At 68.7% G+C, this 19,401-nt stretch carries 17 protein-coding genes and 1 riboswitch; of the genes, 6 read left to right on the forward strand and 11 right to left on the reverse strand.

Going from position 1 to position 19,401, the window contains the following annotated elements:
- Positions 1-155: 155 nt before the first annotated feature.
- Complete coding sequence (locus A5622_RS07795) at positions 156-1,559, reverse strand: PPE family protein (RefSeq protein ID WP_156752879.1); 1,404 nt, start codon at positions 1,557-1,559, stop codon at positions 156-158.
- Between the two features lie 184 nt (positions 1,560-1,743).
- A riboswitch (cobalamin riboswitch) is annotated at positions 1,744-1,933 on the reverse strand.
- Positions 1,934-1,969: 36 nt separating this feature from the next.
- Positions 1,970-3,565, reverse strand: a complete 1,596-nt coding sequence (locus A5622_RS07800; protein WP_066877720.1) for a CdaR family transcriptional regulator — start codon at positions 3,563-3,565, stop codon at positions 1,970-1,972.
- A gap of 83 nt (positions 3,566-3,648) precedes the next feature.
- Here A5622_RS07800 and pruA point away from each other — a divergent pair, with 83 nt between their 5' ends.
- Positions 3,649-5,280: an L-glutamate gamma-semialdehyde dehydrogenase gene (gene pruA, locus A5622_RS07805; protein ID WP_066877722.1), complete on the forward strand. Its 1,632-nt coding sequence runs from the start codon at positions 3,649-3,651 to the stop codon at positions 5,278-5,280.
- Positions 5,280-6,245 carry a proline dehydrogenase family protein gene (locus A5622_RS07810; protein ID WP_066877724.1) on the forward strand — a complete coding sequence of 322 codons (966 nt, stop codon included), beginning with the start codon at positions 5,280-5,282 and terminating at the stop codon, positions 6,243-6,245. Before pruA ends, A5622_RS07810 begins: the two co-directional genes overlap by 1 nt.
- Positions 6,246-6,372: 127 nt before the next feature.
- On the opposite strand, the gene A5622_RS07815 is transcribed toward A5622_RS07810, so the two are convergent.
- From A5622_RS07815 to A5622_RS07855, 9 genes are read right to left on the reverse strand one after another with little or no spacing between them, the layout of a single operon-like run.
- Entirely contained in the window at positions 6,373-6,975 is a 603-nt protein-coding gene (locus tag A5622_RS07815; protein ID WP_066863678.1) for a TetR/AcrR family transcriptional regulator, read from the reverse strand.
- The gene (locus tag A5622_RS07820; RefSeq protein ID WP_066877725.1) at positions 6,972-8,042 is read right to left on the reverse strand and encodes a zinc-binding dehydrogenase; all 1,071 of its coding nucleotides are present in this window, start codon (positions 8,040-8,042) and stop codon (positions 6,972-6,974) included. The genes A5622_RS07815 and A5622_RS07820 overlap by 4 nt, the downstream gene beginning before the upstream one ends.
- A gap of 10 nt (positions 8,043-8,052) precedes the next feature.
- The gene (locus tag A5622_RS07825; RefSeq protein ID WP_066877727.1) at positions 8,053-9,234 is read right to left on the reverse strand and encodes a lipid-transfer protein; all 1,182 of its coding nucleotides are present in this window, start codon (positions 9,232-9,234) and stop codon (positions 8,053-8,055) included.
- Positions 9,231-9,692, reverse strand: coding sequence for a MaoC family dehydratase (locus A5622_RS07830; RefSeq protein ID WP_066877729.1), 462 nt, complete (start codon positions 9,690-9,692; stop codon positions 9,231-9,233). The genes A5622_RS07825 and A5622_RS07830 overlap by 4 nt, the downstream gene beginning before the upstream one ends.
- Complete coding sequence (locus A5622_RS07835; RefSeq protein WP_066863666.1) at positions 9,689-10,810, reverse strand: acyl-CoA dehydrogenase family protein; 1,122 nt, start codon at positions 10,808-10,810, stop codon at positions 9,689-9,691. The genes A5622_RS07830 and A5622_RS07835 overlap by 4 nt, the downstream gene beginning before the upstream one ends.
- 7 nt (positions 10,811-10,817) lie before the next feature.
- Entirely contained in the window at positions 10,818-11,216 is a 399-nt protein-coding gene (locus A5622_RS07840) for a Zn-ribbon domain-containing OB-fold protein (protein ID WP_066877731.1), read from the reverse strand.
- Positions 11,216-11,761 (reverse strand): MaoC family dehydratase N-terminal domain-containing protein, encoded by a 546-nt coding sequence (locus tag A5622_RS07845; RefSeq protein WP_066877732.1) that lies wholly within the window; start codon positions 11,759-11,761, stop codon positions 11,216-11,218. Before A5622_RS07845 ends, A5622_RS07840 begins: the two co-directional genes overlap by 1 nt.
- Positions 11,762-11,779: 18 nt before the next feature.
- Entirely contained in the window at positions 11,780-12,964 is a 1,185-nt protein-coding gene (locus A5622_RS07850; protein ID WP_066877734.1) for an acyl-CoA dehydrogenase family protein, read from the reverse strand.
- A 4-nt stretch (positions 12,965-12,968) separates the two neighbouring features.
- Entirely contained in the window at positions 12,969-14,165 is a 1,197-nt protein-coding gene (locus tag A5622_RS07855) for a cytochrome P450 (protein WP_066872040.1), read from the reverse strand.
- A 193-nt stretch (positions 14,166-14,358) separates the two neighbouring features.
- Between A5622_RS07855 and A5622_RS07860 the strand changes: the two genes are divergently transcribed.
- The 4 genes from A5622_RS07860 to A5622_RS07875 form a co-directional block, all read left to right on the forward strand.
- The gene (locus A5622_RS07860; protein WP_066872038.1) at positions 14,359-15,819 is read left to right on the forward strand and encodes an aldehyde dehydrogenase family protein; all 1,461 of its coding nucleotides are present in this window, start codon (positions 14,359-14,361) and stop codon (positions 15,817-15,819) included.
- On the forward strand, positions 15,816-18,107 hold the full coding sequence (locus tag A5622_RS07865) for a CaiB/BaiF CoA-transferase family protein (RefSeq protein WP_066877737.1): 2,292 nt from the start codon (positions 15,816-15,818) through the stop codon (positions 18,105-18,107). The genes A5622_RS07860 and A5622_RS07865 overlap by 4 nt, the downstream gene beginning before the upstream one ends.
- 43 nt (positions 18,108-18,150) lie before the next feature.
- The gene (locus tag A5622_RS07870; RefSeq protein ID WP_066871216.1) at positions 18,151-19,059 is read left to right on the forward strand and encodes an alpha/beta fold hydrolase; all 909 of its coding nucleotides are present in this window, start codon (positions 18,151-18,153) and stop codon (positions 19,057-19,059) included.
- A 28-nt stretch (positions 19,060-19,087) separates the two neighbouring features.
- Positions 19,088-19,401 (forward strand): AMP-binding protein (locus A5622_RS07875; RefSeq protein WP_156752880.1); only part of this gene is annotated, 314 nt, incomplete at its 3' end.

Raw genomic sequence — 19,401 nt, forward strand, 5'->3', positions numbered from 1 at the left:
AACTCCGCGCAACACCGTTCGGCGGCGGCGCCGCACTGCCCGATGGGCCAGCGGCCACCGCACCGGCCCGCGCCGCCGCGGCACCCGCGCCGGCCGCGCCCGGCTGCACCGGTCCGCCCACCGGGCCCGCCGGTGGCGGCGATGCAAAGCCTCGGCTACCTGGTCGGTGGCCTGACCGCGGACGCCCGCAGGGCCGCGAGCACCAGCGCCCGCGCGCGCCGGGCGGCGGCGGCCGACGCGGCCGGAGAAGAGGCGGTGGCGCTGCCCCAGGACGAGACGACGAAGACGCGCCGGCACCGGGTCAAGGTCACCGAACTCGGCCGCGGGTACGAATACCTGGATCTCGAGCCCGAGCCGTCGACGGCCTCCGACCGGCCCGCGCCGGCGATGGGGTTCGCCGGAACCATCACCACCAGGGCCGCCACCGGGACGAGCGCCGGGGCCGGGACGAGCGGCACGACCGGGATGGCGTGCAGCCCGGCCAGACCCGTCAGGCCCGCCAAGCCCCCCACCAAGGTGGGGACGACCACCGGAACCACCGCGACGGTCAGCAGCGGCACGATGAGCGGGATCAGCACGATCATCTGCTCGAGCAGCGTCTTGATCAACGCGATGGTGTCCGTGATGACTGTGCCGATCACCTCGATGGTGGTGAACAGCAGGGTCCACGCGATCGTGGCGGGGTTACCCGAGGCGAACGCCGCCGCAAGGTCGGCCGCGACGAAGCTGAACATCTGCGCCAGATAGCCGAAGTACGAACCGAAATCCATCGGGTAGCCGAGCGCGAACGCGATGTTGAACGGGTTCAGGAAGCTCAGCGGATTGCCCAGCGACGGCAGCCACGGGTCGAACCCGGAAAACAGGGACTGCAGGAACGGGTTGTTCATCAGCTGGTCGATCAACGGCTGGATGTAGGTGTTGTAGAAGTCGACAAACCCGCTCTGCTGCAACCAGTCCAGCCACTGGTTCTGCGTGTCCGGGGGATACGACGAATGTTCCGCGGTGGCCGCCAGCGCGGTGGCCTGCATGACCTGTGGTGCCGGTTCGGCTTGCGGCGCGGCGGCCACCGCGGCCGTCGCAACAGCCTGGTAGGTGCTCATCACGGTGGCGGCCTGGACCCACATCCGCGCGTAGTCGGATTCGTTCACCGCGATCGGGATGGTATTGATGCCAAAGAAATTGGTCGCCGTCAACACCGCGTGGGTGGCGTGGTTGGCGGCCAACTCGGGCGGCGTCGGCATGGCTGCCAGCGCCGCGGTGTAGGCGGCGGCCGCAATGTCGAGTTGGGCGGCCACGGCCGCACTGTCCGCGCTGGACTGCACCAACCACCCCAGATACGGCGCGTGCGCGGTCACGTATGCCACGGCGCTCGGGCCGTCCCAGCTGCCGGCTTGCGCGGCGCCCAGCACCGCGGCCAGCTCGTCCACCGACTCCGCATATGCCTGGCTCAGCGACGTCCAGGCCGCCGCGGCGGCCAGCAACGGGCCGGGTCCCGGGCCGCTGCACAGCAGCGCCGAATGCACTTCGGGAGGGGAGGCCATCCAGATCGGGGCGGTCATCGGCCGCCTCCCTCGGCCGTGCCGAAACCTCTTGGCGGGGCGACGAAGTGGATCGAGCAGGGGGGCTCAGCTCCCGGGGCAACAGAACGGGCGCGGCTAGGCGTCGAAGTGGTGGCAGCAGCAACGGCCACCCATGCCGGAACAGACATGGAGATTGGCAGCTCTCTCGGGGTGCACCGCCCCGGGTCGCAGGACGCAATGACGCAAGTGTCCTGGCTCTCGGATCGCTGCTCGCCTCGCCTTCCGACTTCTCAGCCGTGGCCGTTGAGGGTCGCTCCCCGATGACAGTGGCGGGACCGCGCCGGATTCGCACCGGCTTCCTACATCGTCATCACCTTACGGGTGGCATTGTTGCATCCGCGTCGTCCAAAAGCGAGCTAATCGCGCGAGAGCTCCCCGGCGATGACCGCTCAACGCGCGTTCAGGACGCGCAGCCCCAGCGAAAACAGCAGCCGCACCTCGGGATCGGCCAGCGACGTCGACAACGATTTTTCGATCCGGCGCACCCGGTAGCGAACCGTGTTGGGATGCACCCGCAACGCCTGCGCGGCCGCGGCGATGTCGCCGAAAGCGTCCAGGTAGGTCCGCAACGTCTCGGCCAGCACCGGCTCGTCGTCGCGCAACGCCACGATCCGCGGATCGATCAGGCGCTCGTCGCCGCCGATCAGCGTGACGATCTCGTCGAGCAAGACGGTGGTGCGGGCCTCGGCCAGCGACGTCACCTGACCGAACGAAATCGGATGCCGCTCAGCGCTGTCCAGCACGCGGTCCACCTCGATGCGGGCCGCGCCCACCCCGCCAAGGCCGGCGACCGGTGCGGCGATGGCCGCCCGCAGTTGCACCCCGAGTTCGGTGCGCATGGCGGCGATGGTGCCGCGGACCCACGAGGCGACCGAGCGGTTCTGCGTCTGGGGCAGGAGCACATATGTGCGCGCGCCGTTCGAGGCGACCTGAGCGTCGCGCCGAAAAGCGCTGGCGCTCAGCGCAATGACGTCGGCGATCCGCGCCTGACGGGGCGAGCCGTCCGCCGCGTCCCAGCCGATCAGGGCCGCGTCGCCGTCGGCGGCGAGGCCCAGTTCGCGGGCGATCGCGGCCACGTCAACGTGGCCAAGGGTTTCCGCGTCGGCCAGGCCAAGCAGTTGCTGCACCCGCCGCGCGTGGGTGGAGGGCCGGGCCGCCAGCCGCGACATGATGCGGGCGGCCAGCACGGCGGCGCCGCGCAACATCTCCTCGGCGTCGTCGGCCAGCGGTTGCGAGCCCTGCTGCACCCAGATGGTTCCGGCGAACACCGGCGGTCGCCGCGCATCGGGCGCGGGCTGGTGGATCCCGACGGCCAGCCGGGGACGCAGCCCCAACTCGGGCCGCTCGGTGACGCGGACCACCTCACCGCCGGACCGCAACGCATCGAAGATGCCCCATTGGCCGATCCACTCGAGATGCTCGGGCGGACCGGCCCTGCCCAGGATGGACAGGCGGCGCAGCTCGTCGGCCTCGTCGTTGGACGCCGAATACGCCAAGACGTGTGACTGAGCGTTTTCGATGCTCACCATGCCGTGGATGCGGTCGGCGAGCGACTGCGCCAACCCGAACAGATCGGTGCCCGAGTCGTCCATGGCGTCGGCGTGGTCCCCGTGATGCTCGAGCACATGGTTGACCAGCTGATAGAGCCGCTCCCAGCGGGCCCGCGGGTCGACCGCCACCACCGCAGAGCCGGCCGCAACGGCCTTGGCCACCAAAGCATCCGGCGGTCCTTTGGCGAAGATGGCCGCCGGCACGCGGTCGCGCGCCTGCTTGTCCATCCAGCGCAGCGCCTCGTCGTCGGCGACACCCAACAGGAAGAAGACGTCGGCCGAACCCGCCGCGGCCGCCAGGCCCAGCCGCACGTCGTCGCTGTCGATCAGCGCCGCCGATGCCACCGGCAGGTCCAGGCCCCGGGGCGCGTCGACCAGGCTCACCAGGGTCGCATCCAGCGCGAGGAGCAGCTGTCCCAGACCCACACCGGCCATGTTGTCCGATTGTACTATCGATGGCGCACTGTATTGTCCGATCGGCTAAATCTTTGCGGTGTGTGCGCGAGGACCCTGGCAGCATGGACGCGATAACCCAGGTCCCGATGCCGGCCAACGAGCCGGTCCACAACTATGCGCCGCACTCCCCGGAACGCGACCGCCTTGTCGCCGAACTGGCGCTGCTGGCCGACAACCCGATCGAGCTGCCGCATGTCATCGGCGCCGCCCACCGGATGGGCGACGGTGAGCGCATCGATGTGGTTCAGCCGCACCGGCACGCCGCGCGGCTGGGCACCCTGACCAACGCGGCGCACGCCGACGCGACGGCGGCGATCGAGGCCGCGATGGCCGCGAAAAGCTCTTGGGCGGCAATGCCGTTCGATGAGCGTGCGGCGGTGTTCCTGCGCGCCGCCGACCTGCTGGCCGGTACCTGGCGGGAGAAGATCGCCGCCGCCACGATGCTCGGCCAATCCAAGTCGGTCTATCAGGCCGAGATCGATTCGCCGTGCGAGCAGATCGATTTCTGGCGCTTCAATGTGGCGTTCGCCCAACAGATCCTGGCCCAGCAGCCGATCAGCGGGCCGGGCGAGTGGAATCGCAGCGATTACCGCCCGCTGGACGGCTTCGTGTATGCGATCACGCCGTTCAACTTCACCTCGATCGCGGGCAATTTGCCGACCGCGCCGGCGCTGATGGGCAACACCGTGGTGTGGAAGCCCTCGATCACCCAGACGTTGTCCGCCTACCTCACCATGCAACTGCTCGAGGCGGCGGGGTTACCGCCCGGGGTGATCAATCTGGTGACCGGCGACGGGTTGGCCGTCTCCGATGTGGCGCTGGCCGATCCGCGGCTGGCCGGCATCCATTTCACCGGGTCAACGGCCACCTTCCAGCAGTTGTGGCAGCGGGTGGGCGCCAATATCGGTCGCTACCAGAGCTATCCGCGGCTGGTCGGCGAGACCGGTGGCAAGGACTTCGTCGTCGCCCACGCCTCGGCGCGCCCGGATGTGTTGTGCGCGGCGTTGATTCGCGGCGCGTTCGACTACCAGGGTCAGAAATGCTCGGCGGCGTCGCGGGCCTTCATCGCGCAGTCGGTGTGGCGCCGCATGGGTGACGACTTCCTGGGCAAGACCGCCGCGCTGCGCTACGGCGACGTCACCGACCTGACCAACTACGGGGGAGCGCTGATCGACCGGCGCGCCTTCATCAAGAACGTCGACGCCATCGAGCGGGCCAAGGGCGCGCCGCACGTCACCATCGCCGTCGGCGGCGAATACGACGACCGCGAGGGCTATTTCGTGCGCCCCACGGTGCTGCTGTCCGACGACCCGACCGACGAGTCGTTCGCGACGGAGTACTTCGGCCCGTTGCTGTCGGTGCACGTGTACCCCGACGCCGACTACGAGCGGATCCTCGACGTCGTCGACACCGGGTCGCGGTACGCGCTGACCGGCGCGGTCATCGCCGACGACCGCGCGGCGGTGCTGACCGCCCAGCACCGGTTGCGGTTCGCTGCCGGGAATTTCTACGTCAACGACAAGCCGACCGGCGCGGTCGTCGGGCGCCAACCGTTCGGGGGATCCCGCGGTTCGGGCACCAACGACAAGGCGGGATCGATGCTGAACATGTTGCGCTGGACCTCGGCGCGCACCATCAAGGAGACTTTCATCCCGGCGACCGACCACACGTATCCGCACATGGGCGCCGACTGATGGCCGGGCTGTTCGCCGCCACGCTGCGCCCGACGATCATGGCCGCCGGCCGCCGCGACGGGTTGCGCCGCGCCGCCGAGCGCTTCCCGGTCACCCGTCGCGTGGTGCGGCGCTTCGTCCCGGCGGAGACGATCGATTCCGCGCTGAACAGCGTTGCCGCGCTGCGCGGTTCGGGTCGCTTCGTCAGCGTCGACTATCTGGGTGAGGACGTCGCCGACGCGGACGGCGCCGATGCCGCCGTGCGGACCTACCTGGATCTGATCGACAGGTTGGGTGGGCTCGACACGGCCGGCAATGCGGTGCGGCCGCTGGAAGTCTCGGTCAAGCTGTCCGCGCTCGGGCAGTCGCTCGAGCGCGACGGCGAAAAGATCGCCCGGGAGAACGCGTGGTCGATCTGCGACGCCGCCCGGCGGGCCGGCGTGTGGGTGACGGTGGACGCCGAGAACCACACCACCACCGAGTCGACGCTGTCCGTGGTGCGCGACCTGCGGGCTGAATTCCCCTGGCTGGGCGTGGTTTTGCAGGCGTACCTGCGGCGCACTCTGGACGACTGCCGCCAATTCGCGGCCTCCGGCGCCCGGGTCAGGCTGTGCAAGGGCGCCTACGACGAACCCGCCGCGGTGGCCTACCGGAAACCCGCCGAGGTCACCGACTCCTATCTGGCGTGCCTGTCGGTATTGATGGGCGGCGTCGGCTACCCGATGGTGGCTACACACGACCCGCAGATCATCGGCGCGGTACCCGCCATCGTGCGTGAAACAGCCCGTAGCAGTGCCGAATTCGAATATCAGATGCTCTATGGCATTCGCGACGACGAACAACGGCGTCTGGTTGCGGCCGGACATCAGCTGCGGGTCTACGTCCCCTTCGGCGCCCAGTGGTACGGCTACTTCATGCGCCGGCTGGCCGAGCGGCCCGCGAATTTGGCGTTCTTCCTGCGAGCGCTCGCGCGGCGCGGTCACTAGGTGCGGCGGCCACCGCGGGTGAATCGTTGGCTTTGAGTGTGCACACCGGGCGGCGACACGCCGAGGATCACCGCCAGGGATTCACCCCCAAGACCCTGGATTCACACCCGAGGCGGTGGACGCACACTCAACGCCGGCGCGGGCGGTCGCTGGCGAACCCGCGTACCACATGGGCGCGAACGAATTCCGCCGCCACGTCGGGATCATCCATGTCCAGCGTCGAGGACGGCGTGCTGAACAACGAGAATAGGATGCGCGCGAACCATTCACCGGCGGCCTCGATGTCGAGGTCCTTGCGCACCTCGCCGGTGAGCCGGGCGGCCGACAGGTAGGGGGCGAAGAACTCGACGCATTCGCGCAGCAGCACCGCGGCGTCCTTGGTCAGCAACAGGCTGATGGCGTCCTCGTCGAAGTACTTTTCCGAAGCGATGACCCGCCGCGCCTGGGTGACGAAAACCGCTGCCGAACACAGCTTGTCCTCCAGCGTGCCGCCGCGGTCCATCGCCTTGGTCATCTCGCGGTAGAACCGCTGCGACGCGTGCTCGGCGCACGCCTCGACGATCGAGGCCTTGTCGGAGAAGTATTCGTAGATCGTGCTGCGGGATACGCCGGCGTGCTTGGCGATGTCGACGATGGTCGCCTTCTGCAATCCCTGCTTGCCGAAGCACGCGAACGCCGACTCCACGATGAGCTCGCGGGTGTCGGTCACCTGAGAAGCCTGCGCCGTCACGGGATCAACGCCCCCCGGGGCACCAGCCCGGCATCGGCCGAGGCGAACGCCGCGTTGACGTCGGCCAGATGAAACGGCTCGGGCATCAGCCGCTCGAACGGAAAACTGGTGTGCTGCAGGAACGACAGCCCGGTGGCCAGGGTGACGGGGTCATAGAGCATCACGCCGCGCACGGACTTGTTGCCGTAGACCAACGCGCTGGGGTCGAGCTCGAAGGTGCGTCCCATCCCGACGTTGCCGACCTCGAGCAGCGTGCCGCCGTTGTTGAGGAACCCGATTCCCTCCGGGATAACGCCCGGCACACCGACGACCTCGAGCACCCAGTCCGCCCCGATGCCGTCGGTGTGTTTGTGCACCCGCTCGGTGACCTCGGCCGCCGAGAGTGCGCTGGCGTCGATGCACACGGTGGCGCCGAAGTCGGCGGCGACGTCGAGCCGTTCGGCGATCTTGTCGATGACGATGACCGACGCCGCGCCCGCCGTCCGGGCGACGGCCGCGGCGTTGATGCCCAGCCCGCCGGCGCCCTGAATGACTACGGTATCCCCGAGCCGAACCTCGCGCAGCGCGAAAAGCACCTGCGCCAGAGCGCAATTCAACGGCGCTACCGCCTCGTCGGGCAGGTCGGCGGGAACCTTGTACAGCGGCTGCCGGCGGCTGGTGTAGTAGTACTCGCCGTAGGCGGCGACGAAGTGCGGTACCTGCTCATGGGTGCGGTACTCGCCGGCCATCAGGTTCTGGCAGGCATACGAGCGTCCGCGCGCGCACGCGTGACAGCTGCCGCAGAACCAAAAGTACGGCGCCACCACACGATCGCCGACGGCGAGCGGCTTACCGGTCGCGTCGGTGGTCAGGCCCTCGCCGAGTTCGGCGATCTCGCCGACCATTTCGTGGCCCATGGCGAAGGGGCAGGGCAGCGGCAGCTCGCCGCGAAAGATGTGTAGGTCGGATCCGCAGATGCCGGCCATCCGCAGCCGCAGCGCCGCGGTGCCCGGCGCAGGTGTGGACAACGGGAATTCGGCCAGCTCGATCGGCCCGCCGTGGGCGGTCAGGATCGCGAGCCTGGGCATGGCGATCCCCTCAGCCGGCCGGTGCGAGGATCAGGCCGCTGGTCGGCACCCCGGTTCCGGACGTGACCAGCACGTGTTCGACGTTGTCGACCTGGTTGTACGACGTGCCGCGCACCTGACGCACCCCCTCGGTGATGCCGTTCATGCCGTGGATATACGCCTCGCCGAGCAGGCCGCCGTTGGTGTTGATCGGGAATTCTCCGCCCAGCGACAGCCGCTCGACCGTCGCGAAATCCTTGGCCTCGCCGCGCCCGCAGAACCCGAGCTCCTCGAGCTGGGCGAACACAAACGGCGTGAAATGGTCGTAGATGAAGGCGGTCTGGATGTCTTGGGGCTTGAGACCGGAGTCGCGCCAGAGCTGGCGGGCCACCACACCCATCTCCGGCAGGCCGGTGATCTCGTCGCGGTAATAGCTGGTCATCATCTCGCCGTCGCGGGCCGCGCCCTGGGCGGCCGCGGTGATGATGGCCGGCGGCTGGCGCAGGTCGCGGGCGCGTTCGGCGCTGGTGATCACCAGCGCGACGCCGCCGTCACTCTCCTGGCAGCAATCCAGCAGGCGCAGTACGGGTTCGACGATCCAGCGCGAATTCTGGTGGTCTTCCAGGGTGATCGGCCGCTGATAGAACCAGGCGTCGGGGTTGGTCGCCGCGTGCTTGCGGTCGACGACCGCGATCCTGCCGAAGTCAGAGTTGGTGACGCCGTAGGTCGACATGTAGCGCTGGGCATGCATCGCTACCCAGGCCGCGGGGGTGAGCAGCCCGAACGGCGCGTAATGCGCCATGAACAATGGGGTTTCGGCCATGCTGCGTCCGCTGCCGCCAAACCGGAAGCCGGAGCGCTCGTTGAAGGCGCGCCAGCACACCACCACGTCGGCGAGACCGGTGGCGACCGCCATCGCCGCGTGCACGACGGTGCCGGCGGCCGCGCCGCCGCCGTGGTGCACGCGGGAAAAGAAGCTCAGGTCGCCGATGCCCACGTTGCGGGCGATGTCGATCTCGTCGCTGGAGTCCATGGTGAACGTGACCATGCCGTCGACGTCACCGGGGGCCAGGCCGGCGTCGTCGAGGGCGGCGCTGACCGCCTCGCACGCCAATTGCAGCTCGCTGCGCCCGGATTCCTTGGAGAACTCCGTCTGTCCGATCCCGACGATGGCGCAGCTTCCGGGAAGGCTGCCCGGACCCGTCCGGCTCATGCGGCCACCCCGTCGAGCAGGCTGAGCACCGCCGTGCCGGACACGTGATCGCCCAGGCTGTTGGAACCCTTGAACGTCACCTCGACGAAGTTCTCGGCCGGCGGCGTCCCTTTAGGGCCTTGAGTCTTGCCGGTGACGCTGCCGGTGAACCGCAGCGGATCATCCGGAAAGCACGGCACCCCCAGGCGGATCGACAGGTTCTTCACCATCGCTTCGGGGCCGGCCCAGTCGGTGAGGAAGCGCACGCAGTAGCCGTTGGTGGTCAGGATGTTCATGAACAGATTGGGTGAGCCCTGTTTCTTCGCGTAGTCGCGGTCATGGTGCACCGGCATGAAGTCCCGGGTGGCGATCGCGCCGGCGACGATCATCGTTGTGGTGATCGGGATTTCGAGCGGTGTGACCTCGTCACCGATCGAAATGTCTCGCCATTGCAGAGTGCGGTTGGCGGTGGTCGTCATGCGGGTCCCTCCGAATAGGTTGCGCCGAGGTGGGCCAGCTGCGCTGAAGCCGGACCGAGGGTCAACTCGTTGTGTTTGGCCCACAGGAAATAGCGGTGCAGGGGATAGGTGACGTCGATGCCGATGCCGCCGTGGACGTGCTGGGCGGTGGCGGCCACCCGCGCGCCGGCCTCGGCGGCCCAGAACTTCGCGATGCGCGCCGCGCGGTCGGCAGGCCGCCCGTGCGCGATCAGCCAGGCCGCCTGCCAAGTGGTCCACCGAATGGCCTCGACGTCGATGAAGGCGTCGGCCATGCGCTGTTGCACCGCCTGGAAGCTGCCGATCGGCCGGCCGAATTGTTCTCGGCCCGTGGTGTATTCGGCGGCGATGCGCAGCGCCCGCTCGGTGACACCGAGCTGGATCGCGCACAGCCCGACCAGGGCCCGGGTGTGCAGCGACTCGACCAACCCGGCACCGGTGATCACGTCCGCCGCGGAAACGGTTGCGCCGTCCAGGAATACGTCCGCGTGCGGCTCGCGGTTCGTGGTGGGCACCGGGCGGATCTCGACACCGGCCGCGTCGGCGGCCAGCAGGAACAGGCACGCGGTGCCGTCGTCGGCGGCGGCCGGGATCAGGATGGTGTCGGCGAGCTGCGCGGCCGGCACCAGCTCCTTGGCGCCGTCGAGGCGCCAATGCTGGCCGTCGCGGCGCGCGGTGGTGCGCGGGCGAGTCGGGTCCGAGCGGCCCGGCTCGGCCAATCCCGCTGTTAGCAGGCGGGACCCGGTCACCACGCCCGGAAGAAACCGCTTTTGCTGTTCGTCGTTGCCGTGCCGGGCGATCGGGTCGGCGCCCAGCACCAGCGTGGCGTAGGCGGGCACGGGCGCGACGCTGTAGCCGACCTCGGCCAGCAGCACCCCGAGTTCCACGAAGCCACCGCTTGAAGCGCATGAGCCGCCCACCGACTCGGGTAGGGCGGTGCCCAGCAGGTCGGCGGCGGCCAGCTCTTGCCAGAGCTCGGCGTCGTAGCGGGTGTCGCCGGCTTCCAGTTCGGCCAGCCGGTCGGGCGTGGCACGGCGCTCCAACAGGTCGCGGGCCAGCTTGGCGATTGTCTCCTGCTCTTCGGTGAAGGTGAAGTCCATGACGGGCCTAAACGCTCGGCCGGAACTGGTGCAACACCAGGTCGTTATCAAACGTCTGGTAGTAGACCTCGACGGGCATTCCGGTTGTCACGTCGTCCGGGTCGATTCCGGTCAGGTTGGACACCAGGCGCACCCCTTCGTCGAGTTCCACCAGCGCGACGACGTAGGGGTATTCGAAGAAGGGAAATTTCGGCTCGTGCGGCATGACGTAGCTGTAGACGGTGCCGCGACCCGACGACTCGATCGCCTCCCATTCCAGCGAGCGGCAGTGCGGGCACATCGGCCGCGGCGGATGGCGCAGCTGCCCACAACCGCCGCAGCGCTGGAGCAGGAGCTTGTTGTCCCGCAACCCGTTCCAGAAGAATTCGGTGTCCGGCGTGATTGCCGGCCCCAGGCGGGCCGCCATCAGCTCGCCGGCCTGAATCGCAGCACCCGGAATCGCTGCCGCCCCAGCACCTCACCGTGCTGATCGGTGTAGGTGGTCAGCCAGGTCAGGAAGAATCCGGTGCCCAGCGCCGTTTTCTTCTCGTCGGAGACCGACTCGTAGACCGTCGTCGCGCTGATCACGTCACCCAGTCGCGGGTAACGCTCGATCTCGAACTCCGAATTGGTCGCCACCGTGCTGGTGTATCCGGCCTCATCGAGGAATGCCGTTGGGTTGCTGGTGATCTCGACGGGGGCCCCGCCACGTTCGCCGATTCCCTCCAACTTTGGCGACGGCATGGTCCAGGTCTGCAACATCACCGGCGGTGACACGATGCCGCCGAACCGTGACGACGCGGCGAACTCCGGGTCGATGTAGACAGGGTTCATGTCGGCCATGGCGTACGCCCAGTGCCGGATCATCGGCTGGTTCACCGGGTCGGGGGCCACCGAGGGCTTTCCGGTGCCACCGGTCGGCTGGCCGACGAGGGCCCGCACCTTGGCGCTGACGGTGTCTGAGTCGCTCACTTAGTACTGTCCTCCTGACTATTGCGCGGCCCGCAGGTCGCGTGGTGCCCGCGGCATGCCCAACCCGGCCATGGCGATGATGTCACGCTGAATTTCGTTGGCCCCGCCTCCGAAGGTGTTGATGACGGCCTGACGGTAGGCCGATTCCAGCGCGCCGCGCAGCGGAGCCTCGGCGCCGCGCCGAACTCCGTTGCCGTCGAGCACCTCGAGCAGTTGCCGGGCGACCTGTCCGGTGAGCTCGGTGCCGAACACCTTCGCCGCCGACGCCTCTCCCATGCTCAGCATCCCCTTGGTCATCGCGGCGTTGACCCGGAGGTTGACCATCTTGTACGCGGCGACTTGGGCCTCGACCCGGGCCAGGGCCTGCTGCACCCAGGGCTGGTCGATGACGCGACCGCCGTCGAGTTCGGTGGAAAGCGCCCATTCCAAAGTCTTTTCGAACAGTGGCTCGAGCGCGCCCAGGTTGCCCAGCGCCGCGCGTTCGAAGTTCAGCTGGGTGGTGATCAGCTGCCAGCCCTGGTTTTCGGCGCCCACCAGCGCGCTGACCGGCACCCGGACGTCGTCGTAGAACGTGTAGAACGTCGAGATGCCCGGCATGGTGTGCAGCGGTTGCCAGGAGAATCCGGGCGAGGAGGTCGGCACGATAAGGATCGAAATGCCCTTGTGCTTCTTGGCATCGGGATCGGTGCGCACGGCCAGCCAGATGTAGTCGGCGTAGGCGGCGCCGCTGGTGAACATCTTCTGGCCGTTGATCACGTACTCGTCACCGATACGGACCGCCGTCGTGCGCACCGAGGCGAGGTCGCTGCCCGCGCCGGGTTCCGAGTAGCCGATGGCGAACTCCGCCGTGCCTTCCAGGATCGCCGGCAGGAACTGACGCTTCTGCTCGTCGGTGCCGTAGTGCATGAGCGTCGGCCCGACGGTGTTGAGCGTCACCAGCGGGATGGGTGCGCTGACCCGGCGCGCCTCTTCGGAGAAGATGAACTGTTCGATGGCCGAGAACCCTCGTCCGCCATATTCTTTCGGCCAGCCGACGCCTAGGAGATTGGCCGCGGCGAGGGCGCGGATGCACTCGCGTACGGCCGGCCCGCCCTCCATGTGCTCGCTGACCGCGGCGACGCGTTCCGGCGTCATCACCGTTTCCAGGGTCGCGCGGATCTCGGCGCGCAGCTTGCATTGCTCTGGCGTGTATTCGAGGTCCATCGGCTCAGATTCCCATCCGCACCGGCATGCGTTTGACGCCGGGCACCATGGTGGCCCGCATCCTGTGCACGTCGCCCACCAGCTCCATGGTGGGGAAGCGGCGCAGCAGCTCGTCGAACAGCACCGTCGCCTCCAGGCGCGCCAATTGCGCACCGACGCAAGAGTGTTCACCGCAGCCAAAGGCGATGTGCGGGTTCGGGTGACGGGTCACGTCAAACTCCTCGGAGTCGGGGCCGAACACGTCCTCGTCGCGGTTGGCCGACCCGTACAGCATCACCACCACCTCGCCGGCGCGGATCCGCTGGCCGCGGATCTCGACGTCGGCGGTCGCGGTGCGGGCCATGTGCACCACTGGACTGTTCCACCGCAACATCTCCTCGACGGCGAGCGGGATGCGTGCGGGGTCGGAGACCAGCAGGCGGCGCTGATCGGGATGCGCGATCAACGCCAACGTGCCCAGCGCGATGAGGTTGCGGGTGGTTTCGTTGCCGGCCACCAGCAGCAGGAAGGCGAAGTTGAGCAGGTCTTCGTCGGTCAGCCGGTGCTCGTCGATCTCGGCCTCGGCCAGGACCGACAGCAGGTCGTCGCGCGGGTGCACCCGCCGGTCGGCGATCAGCGCCTGGAAATACTCGAAGAGCTGGCCCATGGCCACCAACGAGTCGAGTTCGATCTCGGGGTCGGCCGTCCCGGTGGCCGCGTCCGACCACGCCCGGAACTGCTCCCAGTCGTCCGGCGGGGCGCCGATCAGTTCGGCGATCATGCGGGTGGGCAGTGGCGCCGCGACCTCCTCGGCGAACTCGTGGACCGAGCCGGGTTCGATGCCGTCCAGGATCCCGCGCACGATCTGACGAATCTTTGGCTCCAACACGGCAACCCGCCGCTTGGTGAAGCCGGAGTTGATCAGCTTGCGCAACTGGCGGTGCCGGGGCGGGTCGCTGAAGATCAGGTTGCCCGCCTGTACCGGGTTGGGATTCGCCGGGTCCGGAATGGTGATGCCCTTCGTGGACGAGAACAGCGCCGGATTGCTCGACACGAACCGGATGTCCTCGTACTTCAGCAGCGCCCAGAAGTCGGTGACGTCGTTCCAGCACACCGGCGCGGTGGCGCGCAGCTCCCGATAGGCCGGGTAGGGATCGCCGGCGTAGAAGTCGGGGGAGTGCAGCGGGAAGCTCGGCGAGCGCAGCGGCGGATGAGTCTGCACGGCAAGCCCCTCTCGCAGGACACCCGATCCGACAGATTGAGGCAATCTGTCCTGCGGACTGTGTCTACTCCGTGCCGTCGCATGCTGTCAACACGACACGTAGATATTGCGGTAGCTTGCAATTCGCGCGATTGATGATTGACGAGGGCGACACGGAGGTGTACACCAAGTGATCAGATGACCGGAGGAAGCCATGGCCGATTCGCCCGCTCTAGTCCAGACCTATCAGCTCTACATCGACGGCAACTGGGTCGAGCCGCAGGACGGCCGCTATGACGACCTGTCCCCGTCCACCGAGGCCGTCATCGCCACCGCCCCGGACGCGAGCGTCGCCCAGGTCGGCGATGCGATTGCGGCCGCTCGCCGCGCCTTCGACAGCGGACCCTGGGGCACGATGACCGCCGAGCAGCGCGCCGGGTGCCTGAACCAGTTGGGCGAGGCGCTGACCAAACACGCCGACGACTTCTTTGCGCTGTCCCAGGCGGAGTGGGGCTGCATCGCCAACGAGCGCATCATGCAGATCGACGGCGCCGGCTTCATGTCCATGCACGCCGCGCAGCTCGCCACCCAGCTGGTCGACCAGGAGGTCACCGGCATCAGCGCCGGAACCACCGTGTTGCGGCACGCGCCGCTGGGTGTCGTATCGGTGCTGACGCCGTGGAACTTCCCGCACTGCCTCAACGTCATGAAGCTGAATCATGCTCTGGCGGCGGGCAATACGGTCGTGCTCAAGCCGTCCCCGCTGACACCGCTGGCCGGTCTGGCATTGGCGCGGCTCATCGACGAGCACACCGACATCCCGCCCGGGGTGGTCAACGTGGTCACGCCGTCCGGTGTCGAGGCGGCCAAGCTGCTGACCACCGATCCGCGCATCGACATGGTCAGCTTCACCGGCAGCTCGGCCGTGGGCCGCCAGGTGATGTCCGCCGCCGGGGACACGATGAAGCGGATCCTGTTGGAACTGGGCGGCAAGTCGGCCAGCATCGTCCTCGACGATGCGCAAATCACCGACGACATGCTGCGCCAGATGCTGTTCGAATCCTGTTCGCTGCACGCCGGGCAAGCCTGCATCCTGCACAGCCGGCTGCTGCTTCCCGACTCGCTGCACGACGATGTTGTCGATCGGCTCGCCGCCTTGGCCCGCGAGGTCAAGGTGGGCGACCCCACCGACCCCGAGGTGCAGATGGGTCCGTTGATCAGTGCGGCGCAGCGCGACCGAGTCGAGTCACACGTGGCCGGCGCGCTGAATGACGGAGCGAGGCTGGTGACCGGCGGCGGCCGGCCGGCGGATCTGGACGTCGGCTTCTACTTCGAACCGACCATCCTGTCCGGAGTGGACCCGAATTCGACTATCGCGCAAGAGGAAGTGTTCGGTCCGGTGTTGACCGTGCTGCGCTACCGCGACGACGACGACGCGGTCGCCATCGCGAACAACTCGCAATACGGGCTCTCCGGCGCGGTGTGGGGCGGTGACGTGGACCGTGCCGTCGGGGTGGCGCGCCGCATCCGCACCGGCCAGATCGCCGTCAACGGCGTCAACCCGGGCGGCGCGCCGTTCGGCGGCTTCAAGCTCAGCGGGCTGGGCCGCGAGGGTGGCGGGATCGGCGGACTGCACCAATACATGGAACCGATGGCCATCGGGATCCCCGCGTGACGGGACCCCTTGAGGGGCTGCACGTCGTCGAAATCGCGGGCGAGATCTCGGGTCCCTACGCGGCAAAGCTTCTGGTCGACCTGGGCGCCGAGGTCATCAAGATCGAACCGCCCGCCGGAGACCCGCTGCGGCGCTGGGGGCCGTTCCCCACCGGACTCGCCGACCCGGATCGGTGCGGCCTGTTCGAGTACCTCAACGCCGGCAAACACGGTGCCACACTTGACCTCTCGGAGGGCCACGATCTGGCGTCTGCGCTCGAGCTCATCGCGCAGGCGCAGGTCCTGATCGAAGACCTCCCGCCCGGAACCCTGAAGGGCTGGGGTCTGGGCATCGACGGTTTGCAGCGGATCAACCCGAACCTGGTAATTCTGCGCATCTCTGAGTTCGGTCAGTCCGGTCCGTCGCGTCATCGACCCGCCACGGCGCTGACCCTGCAGGCGGCGTCGGGCTGGGTCAGCACCCGGGATCCGCAGCGCCCGCCGGTTCAGGTCGGCGCCCGGATCGCGGAATACGTCGCGGGGGCCTACGGCGCCCTGGGCGCGTTGACCGCGCTGCGCCGGCCGCCCGGTGGCCGGATCACGGAAGTCGATGTCGCGCAGCTGGAATCGTTGATCTCGACGCTGCCCTATCCGATGTTGATGGCACAGCGGATGCGACGCCTCGGGCTGCCCGCCAACCTGCGGTCGGCACCCATGCTGGGCGTCGTCCGGGCCGTCGACGGCTGGGTGGGCATCAACTGCCTGACCGGTCAGCACTGGCTCGACGTCTGCGCGATGCTCGGCCTGCCCGAGTTCGGCGAGCATCAGATCGCGATCATGTTGGGCGGGCCGGAGCGTGACGACTTCTTCGCCAAGGCCGAGCCGGTGCTGGCCGGCCAGACCGTCGCCGAGATCGTGGAACTCGCTCAAGCCCTGCGCATTCCGGCCGCACCGGTCAACGACGGCGCGACCGTGCTGGATTGTCCCCAGTACGCCGCGCGGGGGTTCTTCGTCGACACCGGGTCGTTTCGGCGCCCCGGGCCACCGTTCCGGTTGTCGAAAACCCCGGTGGCTCAACCCTGTCCGGCGCCGGTGGTGGGGACTCGGCCCGTGAGTTGGGCCGGCGACGGCCGGTCGCCGCGGCATGCGTCCGGGCCGCTGCCCTTCAGCGGTCTGCGGGTGCTGGATCTGACCACCTTCTGGGCCGGGGCGTATCTGACCTGCTACCTCGGGGCGTTCGGGGCCGATATCGTCAAGGTCGAATCGATCCAGCGGCCCGACGGGCACCGCTATTCGGGCGCCTTCGCCTACGAGGGCGACGACTGGTACGAGCGCAGCCCCATCTGGCAGGGCACCAACCTGAACAAGCGCGACCTCACGCTCGACCTGACCTCGCGGCCGGGCCTCGACATCGCCCGGCGGCTGGCAGCGCAGGCCGACGTCGTGGTGGAGAACTTCTCGCCGCGAGTCGTCGAGCAGTTCGGCCTCGACTACGACTCGCTGGTGTTGCTGAATCCCGACGTGATCGTCGTCCGGATGCCCGGATACGGCCTGCAGGGGCCGTGGCGCGACTATGTCGGCTGGGCGCTGAACTTCGAGCAGACGTCGGGCATGTCGGCGGTGACGGGATACGCCGAGGGGCCGCCGTGCAACCCGCAGGGCCCCGCCGACCCGATCGTCGGCGTGCATGCCGGGGTCGCGCTGCTGGCCGCGCTCGAGCACCGGCACCGCACCGGCGCCGGCCAGCTCATCGAGATCGCGCAGATCGAGGTCGCCGCCGCGGTGACCGCCGAACCGGTGATCGAGTACTCGATGAACGGCGTGGTGCGCCCGCGCGAGGGCAACCGGCGGCGCGGCTACCTGCAGGGCGTCTACCCGACCGACGAGGACGACGTGTGGGTGGCGCTGTCCGTGCCCGATCAGCCGATCGATCATGACGCGTTCGACGAGCTCGTCGCCGCCTGGACTCGCACGCAGACCGCCGCGGCGATCGTCGAAACGCTGCAGGCGCAGGGCATCGCGGCCGAGCGGGTGATCACCGCAGACCTGATGTATGACCCCGAACTCATCGGGGCCCAGCTCGACGCCCGTGGCTATTACGAGGAGCTCGAGCACCCGATCACCGGTCGGCATCGCTATCCCGGCTGGCCGTTTCGCATCACGCCCGGACCGCAGCGCCACCATCGCACCGCCCCGCCGACGCTCGGCCAGCACAACGACGAGATCCTGCGCGAGCTGGGTCTGTCCGAGGCCGAGGTGGCCGACCTGCGCCACCAGCGGGTGATCGGCGAACGGGTGCTTAACGCCTAACCGGCCTTTTGTAAACCGCTCGTAACATGCCAAGCTGCTCGACATGGTCATCGAGATCGCCCGCCCCAAACTCGAAGGAAACGTCGCCGTCGGCGAAGACCGCCAGATCGGCTTCGCTGAGTTCGGCGACCCGCAGGGACGCGCGATGTTCTGGCTGCACGGGACCCCGGGCGCCCGCCGGCAGATTCCCACCGAGGCCCGCCTTTACGCCCAGCACCACCGGATCCGGCTGATCGGGCTGGACCGCCCCGGCATCGGCTCGTCGACCCCCCACCGGTATCGGAACATCCGGGCGTTCGCCGACGACCTGCGCACCATCGCGGACACGCTCGGCATCGACAAGATGGCGGTCATCGGGTTGTCCGGCGGCGGTCCGTACGCGCTCGCGTCCGCCGCGGCCCTGTCGGATCGCGTGGTCACGGCCGGGATCCTCGGCGGCGTCGCGCCGTTCCTGGGCGACGAGGGCATCACCAGCGGCCTGATGAACCTGGGCAAGCGGGCCGCACCGCTGCTCAAGCTGGGCGGCGACCCGCTGCGGATCGGCGCGAGCCTGCTGGTCCGCTCGATCCGCCCGGTCGCGAACATCGCCCTGTATCTGTACGCCGCGATCTCGCCCGAAGGCGACCGGCGCCTGCTCACCCGTCCGGAGTTCGGCGCGATGTTCCTCGACGACCTGCTCAACGGCAGCCGCAAGCAGCTGGCGGCCCCGTTCAACGACATCATCCTGTTCACCCAGGACTGGGGATTCCGGCTCGACGAGGTCAAAGTCCCGGTGCGCTGGTGGCACGGCGACAGCGACCACATCGTGCCGTTCGCGCATGGTCAGCACGTGGTGTCCCTGCTGCCCGACTGCGAACTCATCGTGCTGCCCGGCGAAAGCCATCTCGGCGGGCTGGGCCGCGGCGAGGAGATCCTGTCCACCCTGACGAAGATCTGGGACGAGAAGGGCTGACCTGCCCGGCGCCGGGTAGCCTGCTGACGTGCTACTGGCGTCCCTCGATCCCTCGGCCCTGACCGCCACCGATATCGCCGACGCGGTGCGCATCGAGGGTGCGGTGCTCAGCCGCAGCGATCTCGTCGGCGCCGCCACCTCGGTGGCCGAACGGGTCGGCGGCGCGGGCCGCGTCGCCATCCTGGCCGCGCCGACCGCCGCGACGGTGCTGGCGGTCACCGGCTGCCTGATCGCCGGGGTGCCCTTCGTGCCGGTGCCCGCCGACGTCGGCGCGGCAGAGCGCCGGCACATGCTCACCGACTCCGGGGTGCAGGCCTGGCTGGGGCCGGTGCCGGACGAGAA

It is taken from the genome of Mycobacterium sp. 1245801.1, from assembly GCF_001673055.1.
GTDB classification, from domain to species: Bacteria; Actinomycetota; Actinomycetes; order Mycobacteriales; family Mycobacteriaceae; genus Mycobacterium; species Mycobacterium europaeum_A.